This window comes from Paenibacillus sp. CAA11 (assembly GCF_003060825.1).
Taxonomy (GTDB): Bacteria; Bacillota; Bacilli; order Paenibacillales; family Paenibacillaceae; genus Fontibacillus.
The window spans coordinates 667,950-686,870 of sequence record NZ_CP028922.1; the positions used below are offsets into that span (position 1 = coordinate 667,950).

16 protein-coding genes and 1 riboswitch are annotated in these 18,921 nt (G+C 52.5%); of the genes, 11 read left to right on the forward strand and 5 right to left on the reverse strand.

What is annotated here, in order from left to right:
• Nucleotides 1-13: 13 nt before the first annotated feature.
• Together DCC85_RS02965 and DCC85_RS02970 are read right to left on the reverse strand one after the other, a co-directional pair.
• Nucleotides 14-1,027 (reverse strand): ABC transporter ATP-binding protein, encoded by a 1,014-nt coding sequence (locus DCC85_RS02965; RefSeq protein WP_199909966.1) that lies wholly within the window; start codon nt 1,025-1,027, stop codon nt 14-16.
• 142 nt (nt 1,028-1,169) lie between these two features.
• Nucleotides 1,170-2,363, reverse strand: a complete 1,194-nt coding sequence (locus DCC85_RS02970) for an MFS transporter (RefSeq protein ID WP_108464236.1) — start codon at nt 2,361-2,363, stop codon at nt 1,170-1,172.
• 179 nt (nt 2,364-2,542) lie between these two features.
• On the opposite strand from DCC85_RS02970, the gene DCC85_RS02975 reads away from it, so the two are divergent.
• The 6 genes from DCC85_RS02975 (at nt 2,543) to DCC85_RS03000 (ending at nt 10,802) form a co-directional block, all read left to right on the forward strand.
• Nucleotides 2,543-3,124 carry a TetR/AcrR family transcriptional regulator gene (locus DCC85_RS02975; RefSeq protein WP_108464237.1) on the forward strand — a complete coding sequence of 194 codons (582 nt, stop codon included), beginning with the start codon at nt 2,543-2,545 and terminating at the stop codon, nt 3,122-3,124.
• 334 nt (nt 3,125-3,458) lie between these two features.
• A riboswitch (cyclic di-AMP (ydaO/yuaA leader) is annotated at nt 3,459-3,662 on the forward strand.
• A 258-nt stretch (nt 3,663-3,920) separates the two neighbouring features.
• Entirely contained in the window at nt 3,921-3,998 is a 78-nt protein-coding gene (gene kdpF / locus DCC85_RS23685) for a K(+)-transporting ATPase subunit F (RefSeq protein ID WP_108467689.1), read from the forward strand.
• 31 nt (nt 3,999-4,029) lie between these two features.
• Nucleotides 4,030-5,706, forward strand: coding sequence for a potassium-transporting ATPase subunit KdpA (gene kdpA, locus DCC85_RS02985; protein ID WP_108464238.1), 1,677 nt, complete (start codon nt 4,030-4,032; stop codon nt 5,704-5,706).
• Between the two features lie 19 nt (nt 5,707-5,725).
• Nucleotides 5,726-7,759: a potassium-transporting ATPase subunit KdpB gene (gene kdpB, locus DCC85_RS02990; protein WP_108464239.1), complete on the forward strand. Its 2,034-nt coding sequence runs from the start codon at nt 5,726-5,728 to the stop codon at nt 7,757-7,759.
• Nucleotides 7,760-7,806: 47 nt separating this feature from the next.
• On the forward strand, nt 7,807-8,442 hold the full coding sequence (kdpC, locus tag DCC85_RS02995; protein WP_442789515.1) for a potassium-transporting ATPase subunit KdpC: 636 nt from the start codon (nt 7,807-7,809) through the stop codon (nt 8,440-8,442).
• Nucleotides 8,443-8,462: 20 nt separating this feature from the next.
• The gene (locus tag DCC85_RS03000) at nt 8,463-10,802 is read left to right on the forward strand and encodes a universal stress protein (protein ID WP_108464240.1); all 2,340 of its coding nucleotides are present in this window, start codon (nt 8,463-8,465) and stop codon (nt 10,800-10,802) included.
• Nucleotides 10,803-10,817: 15 nt separating this feature from the next.
• Here the strand turns inward: DCC85_RS03000 and DCC85_RS03005 are convergent, their stop codons facing one another.
• The 3 genes from DCC85_RS03005 to DCC85_RS03015 form a co-directional block, all read right to left on the reverse strand.
• Nucleotides 10,818-11,489, reverse strand: a complete 672-nt coding sequence (locus DCC85_RS03005; protein ID WP_108464241.1) for a TetR/AcrR family transcriptional regulator — start codon at nt 11,487-11,489, stop codon at nt 10,818-10,820.
• A 64-nt stretch (nt 11,490-11,553) separates the two neighbouring features.
• A complete protein-coding gene (locus DCC85_RS03010) occupies nt 11,554-12,582 on the reverse strand; it encodes an ABC transporter permease (RefSeq protein WP_108464242.1) in 1,029 nt (342 codons plus the stop codon).
• Nucleotides 12,579-13,310, reverse strand: a complete 732-nt coding sequence (locus DCC85_RS03015) for an ABC transporter ATP-binding protein (protein ID WP_108464243.1) — start codon at nt 13,308-13,310, stop codon at nt 12,579-12,581. The genes DCC85_RS03010 and DCC85_RS03015 overlap by 4 nt, the downstream gene beginning before the upstream one ends.
• A gap of 189 nt (nt 13,311-13,499) precedes the next feature.
• Here DCC85_RS03015 and DCC85_RS03020 point away from each other — a divergent pair, with 189 nt between their 5' ends.
• From DCC85_RS03020 to lmr(B), 5 genes are all read left to right on the forward strand, one after another.
• Complete coding sequence (locus DCC85_RS03020; protein ID WP_108464244.1) at nt 13,500-14,756, forward strand: alkaline phosphatase; 1,257 nt, start codon at nt 13,500-13,502, stop codon at nt 14,754-14,756.
• Between the two features lie 220 nt (nt 14,757-14,976).
• The gene (gene psiE / locus DCC85_RS03025) at nt 14,977-15,408 is read left to right on the forward strand and encodes a phosphate-starvation-inducible protein PsiE (RefSeq protein WP_325048399.1); all 432 of its coding nucleotides are present in this window, start codon (nt 14,977-14,979) and stop codon (nt 15,406-15,408) included.
• Between the two features lie 120 nt (nt 15,409-15,528).
• Nucleotides 15,529-16,632, forward strand: a complete 1,104-nt coding sequence (locus DCC85_RS03030) for a copper amine oxidase N-terminal domain-containing protein (RefSeq protein WP_108464246.1) — start codon at nt 15,529-15,531, stop codon at nt 16,630-16,632.
• Nucleotides 16,633-16,790: 158 nt separating this feature from the next.
• Complete coding sequence (locus tag DCC85_RS03035) at nt 16,791-17,363, forward strand: TetR/AcrR family transcriptional regulator (protein ID WP_108464247.1); 573 nt, start codon at nt 16,791-16,793, stop codon at nt 17,361-17,363.
• Between the two features lie 96 nt (nt 17,364-17,459).
• Nucleotides 17,460-18,899 (forward strand): lincomycin efflux MFS transporter Lmr(B), encoded by a 1,440-nt coding sequence (gene lmr(B) / locus DCC85_RS03040; protein WP_108467691.1) that lies wholly within the window; start codon nt 17,460-17,462, stop codon nt 18,897-18,899.
• Nucleotides 18,900-18,921: the final 22 nt, after the last annotated feature.

An 18,921-nucleotide genomic window follows, 5' to 3' on the forward strand; every position in this document is an offset into this window, starting at 1 on the left:
CCGGCTTGGGAGGCTACATGCTTTGCTTCAAGCTAAGCTTGCCGTCATATACGGACTTAATGACCTGTTCAATATTGGAGTCCTCCATCTTGAAATCTATGATATCTCCTTGCCGCATCACCCGGCTGACGATATCGCTGGCCGTATATTGATCGCGGTGAAAGGCCATGGAGAATTCCAGCTCATGCTTGATATCCAGACTTATGCCGGGCAGCTTGGCCAGCTCTGCAAACATATGCGGCTGCGGGGCAGCTAGCTGGAAGATAATCATCCGCTCCGTAGCATATTCGGACTGCACCTGTTCCAGACTGCCGTCATAAATGATGGAGCCGTGGTCAATGATAATTAACCGCTTACATAAATCGCGAATATCCCCCAAGTCGTGGGTAGTAAGCATGATTGTTGTCTGCTGCTCCTGGTTGATCTTCTTAATGAACTCCCGGATTTTTTGTTTGACTGACACATCGAGTCCAATCGTAGGCTCATCCAGATAGAGAATGGGCGGATTGTGCAGGAGGGAGGCTGCGAGATCGGCGCGCATACGCTGTCCTAAAGACAGCTTCCGGGCCGAGAGGTGAATGAACTCCTCCATGCCTAGGAGCTCGGTAAATTGGTCGAGGTTATGTTTGTATGCAGCTTCGGGAATCTGGTAGATATCCTTCAGCAGCCCGAACGATTCCGTGATGGGGAGATCCCACCACAGCTGGGTGCGCTGGCCGAAGACCGCCCCGATCTGGCGGGCATTCTCCATCCTCTGCTTGTGAGGGTCCAAGCCGTTCACGCGGATGGTTCCCGATGTGGGAACAAGAATGCCGGTCAGCATCTTCAATGTCGTGGATTTGCCCGCGCCATTGGGGCCGACATAGGCGACGGTCTCGCCTGTTTCAATGCTAAGATCCATGGGTTTGACGGCTATTTTCTCGATATGCTTGGGTGCAAATAAATGCTTGACTGCTCCGCCAAGCCCAGGGCCCTTCACGGCCTGCTGGTAGGATTTCGATAGCTGTCTGGCTTCAATGATGCTCACATCATTTCCTCCTTCTTCATTTCTGCCACGGTTACCTTGCGCAACTATATCACAGCCCAGATGTCGAAATCCTCAGGATGTTGTCGGATAAAGGCTGAAATGTTGATGAACATATGCAGCAGAGGGCAAGGTCTTCCGCTATTCATGCAGGGCGCCGGGTGATTATCCAGAATATCAGGGCTGCAGCACTGACTGTAGCTCCCAGGATACAGACCCCAGTCCATCCATAGTGGGCAAACAGCTGTGTGGATATCATGGATCCAGCCGCGCTTCCTATGGAGTAAAAGATCATATAGGCTGCAGTTAATCTGCTTCGCGCTTCCGGCCTGACACTGAGAATCATACTTTGGTTGGTGACATGAACGGCCTGGACAGCAAGGTCGAGGAGAAGGATTCCAAGAAGAAGCAGGACCAGTGAATGATCCATGGCATGGATCAGCGGCCAGGAGCATAGCAGCAGAAGCAGGGCTATACCGCTGACCGCTTGGCCTAGCCCGCGGTCTGCGAGCCTTCCGGCTCGGGCCGCTCCGAAGGCGCCCGCTGCTCCGGCGAGGCCGAAGGCGCCGATCGCGGTATGGGACAGCGAGAAGGGCGGTGCGCTCAGCGGCAGCACCAGCGGCGTCCACAGCGTGCTGAACGCCGTAAAGATGAATAAGGCCAGCAAGGCCCTTATTCGCAGCACCCGCTCCTGGATGAACAAGGTGAAAACAGACAGAAGCAGCTTCGAATATGGCATGCGGCTATGCCGCTTCTCGTCTGCTGGAAGCATGCGCCGCAGCAGCATGGACGAGATCAGCAGCAGCAGGGCGGAGACAAGGTAGACGGAGCGCCAGCCGGCAAGATCGGTCAGCAGCCCGGCGGCGGTTCTGGCCAGCAAGATGCCGATCACGACGCCGCTTGTGACCTGGCCAACGATGCGGCCTCGTGAGGAGGGGGAGGCTAGAGCTGCTGCGAAGGCGACCAAAGTTTGGGTGACAACGGCGAGCAGCCCCACGACAGCTATGCCGGCGAGAAAGACCATGCTGTTTGGAGCTAAGGCTACAATCAGTAAGGCCAGCACGGATAACCCCATCTGGCCGGTCACGAGCCTGCGGCGGTCCCATAGATCGCCGAGCGGGACGAGCAGAGCTAGACCTAGGGCGTAACAAACCTGGGTAACCGTAATAACCGCACCGACATGTGCAGGTAAAATGCCAAACTCTGATGCTATAGAGTCCAAAAGAGGCTGAGCGTAATAAATATTGGCAACAGATAGCCCGCAGGCTACGGCAAACAACCATGGCAGCAGCCCGGTCATGGAGCTCGGCTGTACGGCTCTGGATTTTGTATTTGACATCAGAATAACCTACTTTCATTTTATAATACATACTGATCGGTATAAAATAATATTATGAATCATAAGGAGGATGTGGTCTGTTTGTCAAGATGAATTATGTAAATCATTGACATGTTCAAGCTTTTTAACTTAATATTTATTTACTTGTTGGTATAGTAAGAGGGGAGGAAGGATCATCCATGGTGAGACCTCGGGAATTTGTTAAGGAGCAGGCGCTGGAAGAAGCCATGCAGTTATTTTGGGACAAAGGCTATGAAGCTACCTCGTTAAGTGATTTAACGGCTGGCATGGGCATTCAGCGTCCGAGTCTGTATGCCGCCTTCGGGGATAAGAAGCAGCTGTTTGAATCGGCACTGCGCAAGTACACGGCAGAGCATGCCTTGCACGTAAAAACGATGCTAGCGGCCGGGGCTTCAGTCAAGGAGGGATTTCGCCTTTTGTTCGAAGGGGTTGTGGATGAAGCGGGTCAAGGCGACAGCTCACGGGGCTGCTTCTGCATTAATACGATGGTGGAGCTGGCCCCGCATGATGAGAAATTCGAAATTTTGACCCGTGAGCATCAGATGTATCTAGCGGCCATATTTCAGGAAGCTCTGGAGAAGGGGAAAGAGGCAGGCGAATTAGCACCCAAGCTGAATGTCAAGGCCGTGGCACAGACACTGGTGGTTTCGCTTATCGGGCTAACGGTGCTGATGAAGTCACGCCCGGACCGGGCGTTTGCAGATCATTCCATACAGATGGTGCTTGGTCTGATTGACTAGGTTGTCTGAGGGTCTATGGGTCTATGCTGCCATCAGGTTAGCCTCTTATTTAGGCTCATCAGGTACGGAAGATGCTGCATAACGACAGCAAGTAAAGCCTCCTGCCGAATTTTAGAGTTCAGGGGGAGGCTTTGCAGGTCCTCATGTGTGATTTTCGAAAAATTATGAAAACAGCATGAAAAACAAAGCAATTCATCGGAACGTGTGAATTTTATTTATAATTTTCAGTTTTTTGAATCCAGCGCAGCTCCTTTTTCGTGATTTTGCCAAAAACATAATTTTACAATCTACATGGTGCAGAGGTATGATTCGTCTCGTACCTGAAAACCACATATTCGCAAGTCCGCTTAATTTCCTGTAAAGGAAAGCGGGGGAACCAACAATGATCAGGCCGGGAAGTGGGAGCCGGAAGATCATTAGGGGTGAATCCTGTTCAGTCGCCAGCAGGGCAAGTGCCTGCATGGTCCAAGAACGGGTAGGGCGACTCTCACCGCCCGAATCCGACAGCTAACCTCGTCAGCGTATGGAGAGAGGATGGTGTCATGTGACCGTTATTTAAGATCACGGGGATATTCCTCTGTGGTCTTTTTTGTTGTGCCATGAAATGGATGATTAGGATCTTGATGGCTCTGTCCTTACAGAGCGGACTATTTATTTGCAAGGTTTGCAAGGGAAGGAGCGCAACATAAATGACGGATCTATATATGCTAGCCCTTCTTGCTATGGGCTTTGGCTTGATTGTCTTGTTCCTGTTCTGGTGCTCACGGGTCGTGGATGATAAAAGGGGGGCTAAGCGATGATTTTGATCCTAATCGTAACCCTGCTGCTGTTCATCTATCTGGTCTATGCTCTGATTCACCCTGAGAAATTCTAGGCAGGCTATGAAGAATTAGGAGGAACCTGATATGGGCATCGTGCAAATTGCAGTTGTCATTGTGATATTGATCCTGCTGGTTAAGCCGGTAGGTACTTATTTGTTCCATGTGTTCTCAAATGAGCCGAATAGGCTGGAGCGCTGGTTTGGTCCGGCAGAGCGCGGCATTTACAGACTGATTGGCCTTAAATCGACGAAGGGCATGTCTTGGAAAAAGTATGCGCTCAGCTTCCTGCTGACGAATCTTGTGCTTGTGATCTTCAGCTACTTGATTCTGAAGCTGCAGGGAGGACTGCCATTCAATCCCTCAGGCACGAAAGGCATGGAAGGAACGCTGAACTTCAATACGGTGATCAGCTTCATGACCAACACCAATCTGCAGCATTACAGCGGGGAGACCGGGCTGACTTACTTCTCGCAGATGGCTGTTATTACTATGATGATGTTCACCTCTGCTGCCAGCGGTTTTGCCGTTGCGATTGCGTTTGTAAGGGGGATTACTGGCAGAGCCTCTGTAGGTAATTTTTTTCAGGATTTTGTCAAGGCGCATACGCGTGTGTTCATCCCGCTGGCGTTGATCGTCTGCCTGGCTCTTGTGGCCCTTCACGTCCCGCAGACTCTGAAGCCGGCAGCCGACGTGGTGACGCTTGAAGGAAGCCGGCAGGAAATCGCTATGGGGCCGGTTGCATCGCTGGAGGCGATTAAGCATCTGGGCACGAACGGGGGCGGATTTTTCGGGGCGAACTCGGCTCACCCCTTCGAGAATCCGAGTCCGCTGACGAATGTGATTGAGATCTTGTCCATGTGGACGCTCCCGGCTGCATTGCCGTATACCTTTGGCCTGTTTGCCAAGAACAAGCGGCAGGGCTGGGTGATCTTCGGCGCCATGATGATCTTGTTCATCCTGCTGCTGTCCCTTAATTACTATGCGGAAAGCCGCGGAAATCCGGCAATACAGGCCATGGGCATCGATGCTTCGCAAGGGAATATGGAAGGCAAGGAGGTGCGCTTCGGCATCCCTCAATCCTCGCTGTTTACGACGGTTACAACCGCAGCTACCACCGGCAGTGTGAACAATATGCATGATGCGCAGACGCCGCTTGGCAGTATTACACCGCTGGCCTTGATGATGCTGAACAATGTGTTTGGCGGCAAAGGGGTAGGACTGATCAACATGCTGATGTACGGCATTCTTGGCGTATTCCTCTGCGGTCTGATGGTAGGCAGAACGCCGGAGTTTCTCCGGAAGAAGATTGAAGCCCGGGAGATGAAGCTGATTGCGATTGCGATTCTTATCCATCCGCTGATTATTCTGGCCCCGACCGCTGCGGCTTTTCTGACAAAGCTTGGCTATGGAGCGGTCAGCAACCCGGGCTTTCACGGGTTATCCCAGGTGCTGTATGAATTTACTTCTTCGGCCGCCAATAACGGTTCCGGATTTGAGGGGCTGGCGGATAATACGCCGTTCTGGAACCTGGCGACCGGGGGCGTTATGCTGCTCGGCCGATACATTTCAATAGCGGCGATGCTGGCGGTAGCCGGTTCGCTGCTGCGCAAGAAGCCGGTTCCTGAGACGGTGGGGACGTTCAGAACGGATAGCCGGTTGTTTACCGGTATCTTGATCGGGACCGTGCTGATTATTGGGGCCCTTACCTTCCTTCCGGTCATTGTGCTTGGACCGGTGGCCGAATATCTGACCCTGGGTTAGAAGAGGAGAGAGTATAATCATGAGTAAATTACAGAGAAAGAAGCTGCTGACCGGGCCAATGGTCCGGAATGCCGTCAAGGATAGCGTGGTCAAATTGAACCCGATCACCCTACTGAAGAATCCGGTAATGTTCGTGGTGGAAATCGGTACAGTGCTGGTTCTGGTGATGATTCTCTTCCCCGGATATTTCGGGGCCGCAGCTTCAAGAGGGTTCAATATTGCGGTGTTTCTGATTCTGCTGTTTACCGTTCTGTTCGCGAACTTTGCGGAGGCGCTGGCAGAGGGCAGGGGGAAGGCGCAGGCCAATTCCCTAAAGCGGACCAAGCAGGATATCACGGCTAGGAAGGTGACGGGCACCGTTGTTAAGAAGGTATCCTCCTCGGAGCTGAGAAAAGGGGATGTGGTCATCGTCAGCCAAGGCGAACTGATCCCGGGAGACGGTGAAGTGATCGAAGGGCTGGCTTCTGTGGACGAATCCGCTATTACTGGGGAGTCAGCTCCGGTGATCAAGGAGGCTGGCGGTGATTTCAACTCGGTGACCGGGGGAACCCGGGTGGTCAGCGATGAGATCAAGGTGCGGATTACCAGTGATCCGGGAGAGTCTTTTCTGGACCGGATGATCTCGCTCGTCGAGGGTGCGGAGCGCCAGAAGACGCCGAATGAGATTGCGCTGAATACGCTTCTGATCAGCCTGACGCTGATTTTTCTCATCGTGGTGGTTACCCTGCGGCCTATCGCCGATTATCTTCATGCCGATTTGGAAATTCCGGTGCTGATTGCGCTCTTGGTATGCTTGATTCCTACCACTATCGGTGGCCTGCTGTCTGCCATTGGGATTGCGGGTATGGACCGGGTCACCCAGTTCAATGTGCTCGCCATGTCGGGCAAGGCTGTGGAGGCGGCTGGCGATATTAACACGATGATACTGGATAAGACCGGAACGATCACCTTCGGCAACCGGATGGCCAGCGAGTTCATTCCGACAGCCGGAACGGCTGAAGAGGAGCTGACGAATTGGGCGGTGATCAGCTCCTTGAAGGATGAGACGCCGGAAGGGCGCTCGGTGCTGGAGCTGGCCAAGGCGCTGGGACGACTCGATGAGAGCCTGCTGCAAACCGCCGGAGAATTCATCGAGTTTAAAGCCGAAACCCGCATGAGCGGCATGGATCTGCCGGACGGGCGCAAGGTCCGCAAAGGAGCCGTTGATGCTGTAAGACGCTGGGTTATGGACCAGCAAGGGGATGTGCCTGCCGATCTGGTAGCCATAGGAGAGCAGGTCTCCAGGCTTGGCGGAACCCCGCTGGCGGTGGCAGTGGATCATCGGGTTCTTGGAGTGATCTATCTCAAGGATACGGTGAAGCCCGGGATGAAGGAACGGTTTGAAGAGCTGCGACAGATGGGCATCAAGACGATTATGTGCACGGGGGATAACCCTCTGACAGCTGCGACGATCGCGAAGGAAGCCGGGGTGGATGACTATATTGCCGAGAGCACGCCCGAGGATAAAATTGCCGTGATCCGCCGGGAGCAGGAGGCAGGCAAGCTGGTGGCCATGACCGGGGATGGAACCAATGATGCCCCGGCACTGGCTCAGGCCGATGTAGGTCTCGCTATGAACAGCGGGACGACAGCGGCCAAGGAAGCGGCGAATATGGTGGATCTGGACTCCGATCCTTCCAAGATTATTGAGGTGGTCGCGATCGGTAAGCAGCTCTTGATGACGCGAGGAGCGCTTACCACATTCAGCATTTCAAATGATATTGCCAAATATTTCGCCATCATTCCTGCGATGTTCACGGTGGCCATCCCACAGATGGAGCGGCTGAATGTGATGCATCTCGGCTCGCCCAGCTCGGCCATTCTCTCAGCGCTGATCTTTAACGCGATCATTATTCCGCTGCTGATCCCGCTGGCCATGCGGGGAGTTAGCTACAAGCCGATGAGCTCCTCCAGGCTGCTTGCCCGCAATTTGCTGCTGTACGGGCTGGGAGGGGTTGTGGTTCCTTTCCTGGGAATCAAGCTGATTGATCTTCTGGTCAGCATCTGGATATAGCTTTTGGATACAGCCTCTGTAAGTTGAATTGATATAAGAGAGGAATGATGAACATGTTTGCGGCACCATCTATTCAAGAAGACCATGAAGCCGCCGAATCCAAAAGAGGCTTCCTGTCCACCATTGTACGGCTTAGCTTCGTATTTGTTCTGATCTGCGGCATGGTATATCCTCTGGCGGCCACGGGCGTAGCCCAGCTTCTGATGCCCGGACGGGCGAATGGCAGCCTGATCGTGAATGCAGATGGTCAGGCGATCGGCTCGGAGCTCATCGGCCAGTCCTATACTGATCCGGGCCTGTTCCATGGCCGGGTCTCCAGCATTGACTATAATGCGGCAGCATCAGGTTCGAATAATTACGGGCCTTCGAATCCCGATATGCTGGGCCGTACAAGGAGCTTCATCGAGCAGTGGAGCAAAGATAATCCCGATGAGGACATAAGCAAGCTGCCGGTGGATCTGGCAACCAATTCGGGCTCGGGACTAGACCCGCATATTACGCCGGCTGCGGCCGGGGTACAAATTTCCAGAGTCAGCCGCTACACCGGCATTCCGGTTAGTCAATTGAAGCAGCTGATCGCGCGCCATACGGAAGGCCCTGATCTGGGACTGTTTGGCGAGCGAAGAGTCAATGTACTAAAGCTGAACCTGGATGTGCTGAAGCTAAAGGCAGGGGAGCGCTAAAGTAAAGGAGGGCAAAGAGAATGGAGCCCTTTCGCCGGAAAACGCCGGAGGAAATCCTTGAGTCGATTTATGAGCTGAAGCGGGGCAGGCTGAAGGTCTATATCGGGCCGGTGAGCGGATCAGGGAAAACGTACCAAATGCTCCGGGAAGGGCAAGCGTTGCAAAAGCAGGGGGTGGACGTTGTGCTGTGCGCGGTGTCCACCAACCAGCGCTTGGATACGATCGATCAGCTTGCCAAGCTTGAGCGAATTCCCAGCCTTCACTGGTCCAGGAAGGGAGTCGAGGTCAAGGATCTCGACCTTTCAGCCATTGTGCGGCGAAATCCCGAGGTTCTGCTCAGCGATGGGCTGGCCCACCGGAATCGTCCCGGGGCTGAGCATCCGGGGAGATTGGAGGATATCAAATATCTTCTCGATCAAGGCATCAGTGTCATTACTACAATTAATGTGTTTGAGCTTGAGGGGGCTGCTGATCTTGCCAGGGAGTTGACGGGGATTCATACGGACTATCTTCTGCCCGCGGAAGCTCTAAGCCTCGCCGACGAGGTTTGTTTGGTGGATGTAACCCCCGAGAAAATCCTTGAGCGTTTTAACAGGGGCCGAATGGGCCGGCAACAGAGCTACCCGCCGCTCAGCAAAGAGAAGCTCGGTAAGCTCCGCGAAATAGCTCTCCGTCTGGTAGCAGAGGAAGTGGACGGTTCCTTGCAGAAGCACCGGGAGGCTGAAGGGGTAAAGGGGCAGGCAGGCATAGCAGAGAAAGTGCTGGTTGCGGCCCAGTATTACTGGAACGGGTCGATCCACATTCGCAGAGGGCAGCAGATCGCCAAACGTCTGAATGCCGAGCTGCTCATTTGCTCCTTCTGGAAGCGAGGCGTGAAGCCGAGCCGCGAAGCCGCAGCGTTTAAGCGAGCCATCTGGAAGCTTGCCGGTAAGCTGGGAACACCGATTAGGGAGATTTCCGTTCGGTCCCGGCGAGAGATCGCTGTGCAGCTTGCGAAGGTTGCGGGGGACACCCAAGTAACCCGGATTGTCATGGGGCATTCCAAACAGACCCTTTGGCAGGATATCTGGAAGGGGTCCATTGTCAAAGCTCTGCTGAGGCATATCCGGTACACGGATGTGTTTCTGATAGCCGATCGGTCCGAAGCGGAGGGGGAGCGCTTGCTTCCAACCCGCAAAGCGGGTCCGGTACGGGAGCGAGGTTCCTTCAACCGGCTGAGCCGTGAAGAGCTTCATCATAAAATAGAAGGTATCCGCAGGGGGACCTTCAAGGTGTATATTGGCTGTGCGCCGGGTGTAGGAAAAACCTACAAGATGCTCCGCGAAGGGAATGAGCTGCTTGGCGAAGGAATCGACGTGGTGGTTGGCCTGCTTGAAACGCATGGCCGGCAGGAAACGCTCGAGCAGGTGGGGAGTCTTGCGCTGATTCCCAAGCGGTCCTTGGACTATCGCGGCAGAAGGCTTGAAGAGATGGATATTTCAGCCATTATCCAGCGGAATCCCGAGGTGGTGCTGGTGGACGAACTGGCGCATACCAACATGCCGGGAAGCAGGAACAGCAAGCGCTACATGGATATTATGGAGCTGCTTGAGGCAGGCATCTCGGTGATTTCCACGATGAATGTTCAGCATCTAGAGAGCCTGAATGATGCGGTGGAACAAATTACGGGAATTCGGGTCAGAGAGACCGTACCCGACCGGATACTGCACATCGCTGACGAAGTCGAGCTCATAGATTTAACTCCCCACGCGCTCAGGCAGCGCATGAAGGAAGGGAAAATCTATGCAAGCTCCAAGGTAGAGCAGGCGCTCAGCAACTTTTTTCGGATGGGCAACTTGATCGCTTTACGTGAGCTTGCGCTAAGGGAACTCGCGGATGATGTGGACGAACGGCTGGAGGCGTGGGAACGGGACGGTTCCCTGAGGGGACCGTGGCGTCGCAGGGAGGTCATCTATGTGTGCGTCACCTTAAGTCCGGAGGCTGAACGCTTGATCCGCCGCGGTTTTCGGATTGCTTACCGCCTCAAGGCGGTATGGTATGTCACCTATGTTATGGAGAAGCGGCGGATGGAGACGGCAGCTGGCCAGCGGCTGGAGGAGCTTCGGGCACTGACGGAACGCCTGGGTGGATGCTTTAAATGCATTGAGAAGAAGAGGGGACAGCGTATCCCTGCTATTCTGCTGGAAAGGGCGAACAAGCTTGGGAGCACTCAGATCATTCTGGGGCAGTCCGGCGCATCCTGGCTGCGGAATTTGCTGCGCGGTAATGTAACCGCCGAGATGCTGCGCCGTGCAAGGCATATGGACATTCTGATCGCCTCAAGCAGCGGGGGAGCAGTCAGCAACAAAAAAGGATCATAAGCAGCCGTGAGCTGCTTATGATCCTTTTTCTGCTGCCATGCCGTTCATGATCAGCCGGATGGTCTGCTCGATCTCCTGCTCCTCATCCCAAGGCTTCTCAGGCATGAGCAGCAAGTGGACGATGAACAGCCCGAGGACGGAGGAGGCGGTAAAGCGCACCGCCGTTAGCGTGGGAACGGGGATAAGCTCCCCTTTTTCCTGAAAATGTGTAATGATCTCCTGCATCCGTCCCAGCACCTTGCTGCCCACGTTCTCAATAAATTGCTCGCGAAGTACGGGCTGAAAAGGGATTTCCTGCAGCAAAATCTTGATGATCTTCAGGTGCTTGCGCGCAAATTGCAGCCGGTTATGCAGCACCGCGCGAAGAAACTCCTCGAAGGTAGGATAGTCCTTCATGAGCACCTCATTGAAGTTATTCAGGATAAAGGGTCCGACCAGCTTGCTCATTAAAGGAAAGGTAATGGATAAGAGCAAGTCCTTCTTGGTCTTGTAATGCCGAAAAATGGTCCCTTCTGCAACTCCTGCCTTCTGGGCAATCTCGCTGGTGGATGCAGCGGAATAGCCTTTCTCGGAGAACACCTCGACGGCAGCCTCGATAATCTTCAGCTGCTTCGCGGTCATTTTGTGCTCCTCATCCATATTGAGCAGCTCTTGAAGCCATTCTTCTACCGGCTCATGCTGGGCCATGATTTAAGTCCTCCCGTGATCAAGCATCTACTGGGATCATTTTATCACAGAGGGAGACGGGGGGTTAAATTTTGCGGTATTTTTTGAGTGCAAGAATGTTAAGAATCATGAATACCAGGGAGAAAGCGAGCAGGATATATACATCCCCTGCAATGGCGCTCCAGCCTTTTCCGCGCAGCATCACATCGCTCATCCCTTGGGCCCCGTAAGGCAAAGGCATGATTTTGCCAAGCGCCCTCAGCCAGCCGGGGAGGGTCTCCAGCGGAAACAGTCCGGACAGGAACAGCTGGGGCACGATGATAATCGGAATGAACTGAATCATTTGGAGCTCGTTATCCGCATAGGCCGACAATAAGGTTCCTAGGGTCAAGGCGGTCAAAGACATCAGCAGGGTAAGCAGGAGTACAAGCCAGAAGGCCCCTTCCATCATGATGCCGAGCACCTGGATGCTGTACCAGGAGATCAGCAGGGCTTGAACGATGGTGAAGATGCCGAAGCCGGCAACATAACCCATGACGATTTCCCATCGGCGCAGAGGGGTAGACAACAGGCGTTCCAGCGTACCGCTTGTTCTTTCCCGAAGGAAGGCGACTCCGGCCACGAGAAAGACGAAGAAGAAGACGAAGAAGCCAATCAGAATCGGTCCGAATTGATCGAGGCTGGTCATATCGGCCGACCCGTGCAGATAGGTAATCTCCGGCTCAGCCGCTGCTGTTGGATGCAGGGTGGACATCATTTTTTGCAGGAGCTGAAGCACGGCCCGGTTCACAGATCCCTCGCTGCCTTCAAGCTTCACGAAGAGAGAGCGGTCGCTCTTCATAGAAATCACAGCGTCGATCTCGCGGTTCTCCAGTGCGGCCTCGGCCTGCTCAAGATTAGGATACGTGGTGAGTGAAGCACTCTCTTCTTGGATTACACTGCTAAGCCCATTCAGTTCGCCTATCGTGCCTAGATGAGGATGATAGGCTTTACCGCCAAACACGAGGCTCATTAAGGTGAGTACAAACAGGGGGGCAATCAGCATGAGTGCCAGAGTTCGCTTGTCTCTCAGAAACTGTCTTAAGATGCGCAGCACCAGGGCCATGATCTTCATGAACGGTCACCTCCATAAAATAGAAAGGCTTCTTCCATCGTAGAGGAGCCGGTTTGATTCATTAGATCAGCAGGCGTCCCGACAGCCAGCAAGCGTCCATCGCGGATCATGCCCAGCTGATCACATTTCTCGGCTTCATCCATGACATGGGTGGTCAGCAGAATGGAAGTGCCCTGTGTATTAAGCTCCTTCAAATTGCGCCAGATGGATTGCCGCAGCAAGGGGTCTATGCCTACCGTTGGTTCGTCCAGAACCAGCAGGGGCGGTTCATGAAGCAGCGCTACCGCCAGGGATAGCCGGCGCTTCATTCCTCCCGAGAAGGCAGCAACCTTCTTATGAAGGTGCTCTTCCAGTGCGACAATCTCCATCACTTCTTGAATTCTCTGTTTGCGCTTGTGGCCTCTTAGTCCATATAATGCTGCAAAAAACTCCAGGTTTTCCTTGGCACTAAGCTCCATGTACATGGCATCAGACTGGGCCATATAGCCGATTTGCCTTAGAACGGGCAGGCTGGGAACCGTCATGCCGAGCACTTGAACAGAGCCGGAGGTGGCTTGATCGATGCCGGTAAGAATCTTGACCAGCGTTGTTTTTCCCGAACCCGAAGGGCCAAGCAGACCGAACGTTTGGGCGGAGGGCACCTGAAGCGATATGTCTTGAAGCACGGTCTTGGCTCCAAACTTCTTGCTGATCTGCGCTGCATGGATCACAGGAGAGTTGTTGGACATAAGATCAATTTCCTTTCTATACAAAATGAGTGAGTACTCACTTTTATTGTTTTGAGTATAATCCAGCAGGTCGTGATTGTAAACAACAATTATATTTAATCTGAGTTTTACAACTCTATGGATTGGATTTAACACAGCAGGTCTAAAGTTAGGACGAATTACAAAAATCTAGGGGACTTGGAGGTTCATATGAAACGACAAACTCGGAATAGATTTAAGAAGGTGCTCGCATTGTCCGCCGCAGCGGCGCTTGTGTCTGCCGGCATTTTGTCCTCGCAAGCATCAGCTGCACCGAAGAAGGCGAAGAATGTCATTTTGTTCGTAGGTGATGGGATGGGCACGGCCCAACGGGATGCCATTCGCCTTGCCACGGTAGGCGTAAAAGGCAAGCTTGCCATGGATGATATGCCATACACAGGGCGCGTACATACAAGCTCAACTTCTGCGGTAACAGACTCTGCGGCGTCCGCTACCGCCTATGCCAGCGGTGTGAAGACCTATAACGGAGCGATTGGCATGGATGCTAACAAGAAGCCGGTCAAAACCATTCTGGAGTATGCGAAGGATGCCAAGAAGGCGACAGGGATCGTAACGACAAGCCAGGTTACGGATGCGACGGGAGCGGCATTTGCTGCCCATGTGGAGAACCGGTCTGCGCAAAGCGACATCGCCCTTCAGTATTTGACGAAGAGCAAGGTCGACGTCATTCTGGGCGGGGGCGAGGATTTCTGGCTTCCAGCAGGTACGCCGGGTGCTTTCAAAGATGAGCCTGCCGAAGACCCATCTGAGAAGAGCAAGGGAACGCAGGGCAATCTGATCGAGAAAGCCAAGAAGCTTGGCTATACTTATGCGAAGAGCAAGACAGAGCTTCAGAATGCCAAAGGCAGCAAGCTGCTGGGACTGTTCGCCAATGAAGAGATGTTCCAAGCCAATCCTGAGGGTGAAGGCGACCTGTACAATCCGGTGGTTCCCCTTGCGGACATGACGAAGAAGGCAATCAGCACGCTTTCTACGAACAAGAACGGGTTCTTCCTGGTGGTTGAAGAAGAGGGAACCGATGAGATGGCGCACCAGAACAATGCCAAGCTTACGATTAAAGCCGGTCAAGAGCTGGATAAAGCGGTGAAGGTTGCCAAGGATTTTGCCAAGAAAAATCCGGACACCCTCGTGCTGGTACTGGCTGACCATGAGACAGGCGGTTTCTCCATCGAGAATGTGGATGACAAGGATGAGTCCGGGGACGGCATCTCCAAGGAAGATGGTCCCTTTGCCATTGCAGGCTCCAAGGAGCAGTTCATAGTGGATTGGACAACGTCCGGCCATACTGCGGTCGATATTCCTGTAACGGCTATGGGCAGCCATGCGGAGCTGTTTACCGGGACCTATGAGAATACAGAAATTTTCACGAAGATTGCACAGGCCATGGGACTTAAGATTAAGAAATAAACTATATTCTTCCTAACCTTTTTTTCTCCTATAAAAATCCAAAAGCCTCGCCCTTTTAGCAGCTGCGGCCTGTCCGTGCTTGCCAGTGGGGGGGGCTCTTTGTTATGCAGCTATCCTGCTTGGTGTATGCCCGCGTTTGTTTTTGGCCTGGCTGGCGGATAAAATGGTGAAAATAGATAAATAAGAATTACCGGGGGACCGGAATCAGGAGATGATTGGAGTGGAGACGAAATTGAGGAAGAGAGAATTTAATTACATTGAGCGGGTAGCTGATGCCCTGCAGATGATCCTGAACGTATCCCTTATGTTGGTCGGGTTTATTCTGAGCTTCTTTCTGCTAAAAGAGACCTGGAGCATCTTCTCCTACATTTTCATCGAGACGGGGACTAAGCTGACCTATTATGAATTCACGGAGGAACTGCTGGTGTTCTTTCTTTATTTCGAATTCATTGCGCTCATCGTGAAGTACTTTAAGACCGACTTTCACTTTCCGCTGCGTTACTTTATCTATATAGGCATCACTGCGATTATCCGCCTGATGATCATCAATCATGATCATGCCCAGGATACCTTCTGGTGGTCGATCGCCATTCTGGTGCTAGTAGGTGCCCTATTCGTAGCAAACAGCAAAGTACTGAAGCGGGAAAGCTGAATAAGGAGACTGGGATATTTTTCAACTATTTTGTCTATAAATAAAGCCCTGCAGAATGCCGTTATATTTCTTAATCGGTGGCTAACTTGCCGCCGCCAACCATAAGGGGGAATATACAGCATGAGAAAAGCAGGGTCAATTCTGCTCACTTGTATTCTGGTTGCCAGTCTGTCGGCGGGCTCAGCCGCAGCTAAGCCAGGGAATAACGGGAATGGTAAGGGAAACGGAAATGGAAATGTGAGCACCACTAAAGATGCCGAGGCCGCCTCCAAGGATAAGGGCGGTAAAGCGGTGGATTCTAAGAAAACCGAGAAAGCGGTAGAAAAGCCAGCTAAAGAAAGCACGGAGGGGCCTAAAAGCAAAGAGGCCACTGAGGTTCCAGATTCGGCGAAAGCCACTAACCCTGGCTCGACCGAGCCTACAACGGTTACGGATGCGGTCTATAAGAAGGATAAGGGACATAACGGATACCGGGGGCTGCTGAAGGCCATCGAGAATGTCAAAGATAAACCGGCAGGAGCGGTGCTGGCCAACCTGCTGCTTACGAAATATGAAGCAAAGCTGACCCCAGAGAAGATCGAGGAGCTTAAGGCACTGCTGGACTCCAAGGAAGCTATGAAGAAGGCGGCGGACATGCTGTCGGAAAGCGGCAGCCCGGAAGAAGCCGCTGCGGTTCAAGAGGAAGTGATTCAGGCCGATCCAAGCGATCTGGACAGCTACAAGAAGCTGGGTGAATTGGAGCAGGAGGCGGGAGACACTTCGGAACCAAAGCTGTTCGTGAATGGCGAGGCTTATCCTGATGCTGCTCCAGTAGCAGAGGAAGGCAGCACGCTTGTTCCTCTTCGGACCGTAGCTGAGGCGCTGGATGCCAAGGTGACCTGGAATCCGAAAGATAAGACCGTAACTGTATCGAAGAATGGAGTGAGTCTTAAGCTTGTCGTGGACAGCAAGACAGCTTATGTGAATGGTAAAGAGACGAAACTCAAGGTCCCTGCCTCTGCTAAAAAGGGGCTTACAATGATACCTATGCGTTTTATCGGGGAAGCACTGGGCTCTGTAGTGAAGTGGGAGCCGGTAAGCCAATCTGTGGTGATTTATGAGCCTGGAGACAAGACCCAAGCACAAGCAGCGGATACAACGGCACCAGTGAATGAAACCACAACACCCACTACAACTGTACCTACGGAAAATGCATCCGCTTTGACCGAGGAGTCAAATCTCTGAAATATATGCCAAGATGACCTGCAGGCTGCCTGCGGGTCTTTTTTTATAAAACACCGTATTGTAAATTCATATGTTTATTTCTGAAAAATACATTGACTTTTATCACACTTTATCCGCTATAATATATAGACCGATTGTTATAATTGAGGAGGGAGGCTATGACTGAGAAGGCGAACTCGCGAGAAATGATTGTGGAGACAGCATCGCGCCTTTTCTTTTGCCAAGGGTATGCAGGAACCGGTCTGAACCAGATTATCAAGGAAAGCCACTCCCCCAAGGGCTCGCTTTACTATTATTTCCCGGATGGGAAAGAGGGGCTTGCGCTGGAGTGTATTCATCATAACAATCAAATTGTGACCGGTAAGATCAGAGAGAGTCTCAAGAGTACCGATAACTGTGCAGAGGCGATCCAGCTGTTTATCAGCAACTTGATCAAAGATACGGAGGAGTCCGAGTACAAGGGCTTTACCCCCTTCAGCTTCTGGTTGGCTGTGGAGACTTCGAGTATTAGCGAAGCGCTTAGGGAAGCTTGTCAATCGGTGTTTGCAGAGTGGGTGAGCCTATTCTCCGAAGCTTTAATCAGGGAAGGGATGGAGTCCGCTAGAGCTAAGGACATCGGGATGCTTATTGTTTCGATGCTGGAAGGCGCCCTTATTATCGCTTTGACAAAAAGGGATAAAGAGCCGCTGATGAAGGCTTCGAATTATCTGTATCTTCTGATTAGGCATTAAAGCGCCCAAGGCAGAAATATGATTTGAAGTGAAGCAAGTAAATCATAAATATAGAGATAAATAATAGGAGGATGGAAAGTGGAAGCAACGATGCATATGGATTCACAGGGTGCGAGGCAGGAGAATCGTAATTTCAAAGTGATGCCGATTCTCGTATCCTTGCTGCTCAGCGGTTTTATTGGCATGTTCAGTGAGACCGCGCTAAATGTAGCATTGACTGATTTGATGGAGGTGCTTCACATCACCCCAGCCACCGCCCAGTGGCTTACAACCGGGTATCTGTTAACCTTGGGGATTCTCGTTCCCGTATCGGGACTGTTGTTGCAATGGTTTACTACAAGACAGCTGTTTATTGCCGCAGTTAGCTGTTCGATTATCGGGACAGCGATCGCTGCGCTTGCGCCAAGCTTCGAAATGCTGATGGTCGCACGGGTGGTTCAGGCGATTGGTACAGGTCTGCTGCTGCCTTTGATGTTTAACACGATTCTCGTGATTTTCCCTCCGGAAAAACGAGGAGCGGCGATGGGCATGATCGGCCTTGTAATTATGGTGGCCCCGGCTGTGGGCCCAACGATTGCTGGCTTGCTCATTGAGAACCTCAGCTGGCACTGGATCTTCTGGTTATCCCTGCCGTTCTTGATCCTTGCTCTCATCTTCGGCACTTTGTTCATGCAGAACGTATCTACGGTCACTAAGCCCAAAATTGACATTTTGTCGATTGTCCTCTCTTCGCTAGGCTTTGGCGGTATTGTATTTGGCTTCAGCAGCGCGGGAGAAGGAGAAGGAGGCTGGAGCAGCCCGCGTGTCATCGTCGCGCTGGCCATCGGTGTAGTCGCTCTAATTCTGTTCGGAATTCGTCAGGTGAAGATGAAGCAGCCGATGATTAATCTTCGCGCATTCAAATATCCGATGTTCACCCTTGGCCTTATCATGGTGTTCATCTGTATGATGGTGATTCTGTCCTCCATGCTGATCCTGCCGATGTTCCTGCAGCAGGGACTGGGCAAGTCTCCCTTCTATGCAGGTTTGATGCTCCTGCCAGGGGGAATTATCAATGGGATTATGTCCCCAATTATGGGACGGCTGTTCGATAAATTCGGACCTAAGTGGCTTGTTATTCCAGGTCTGCTGGTGGTAGCCGTTGTGCTCTGGTTCTTCTCAAGCATTACGGTGGCTTCATCCGTTGCCTTAATTATTGTCCTGCACAGCTGCCTCATGATCGGAATCTCGATGATCATGATGCCTGCCCAGACCAATGGCCTGAACCAGCTTCCGCGTGAATACTACCCGGACGGTACAGCTATTATGAATACACTGCAGCAGGTAGCCGGTGCGATCGGCACGGCGCTTGCGGTCAGCATTCTGTCTTCCGGATCTAAGCATTTCATGGAAGGTGTTAAGAATCCGCTGGACCCAGCGAATCTTCCTGCAGCTTTCACAGCAGGGGTTCAGGATGCCTTCGTCTTTGCCATGATCGTGGCGATTGTCGGCCTGGTCGTGTCCTTCTTCGTGAAGCGTGTTAAGGTTCAGCATTAAGAACTGAATAGTTCATAGATAT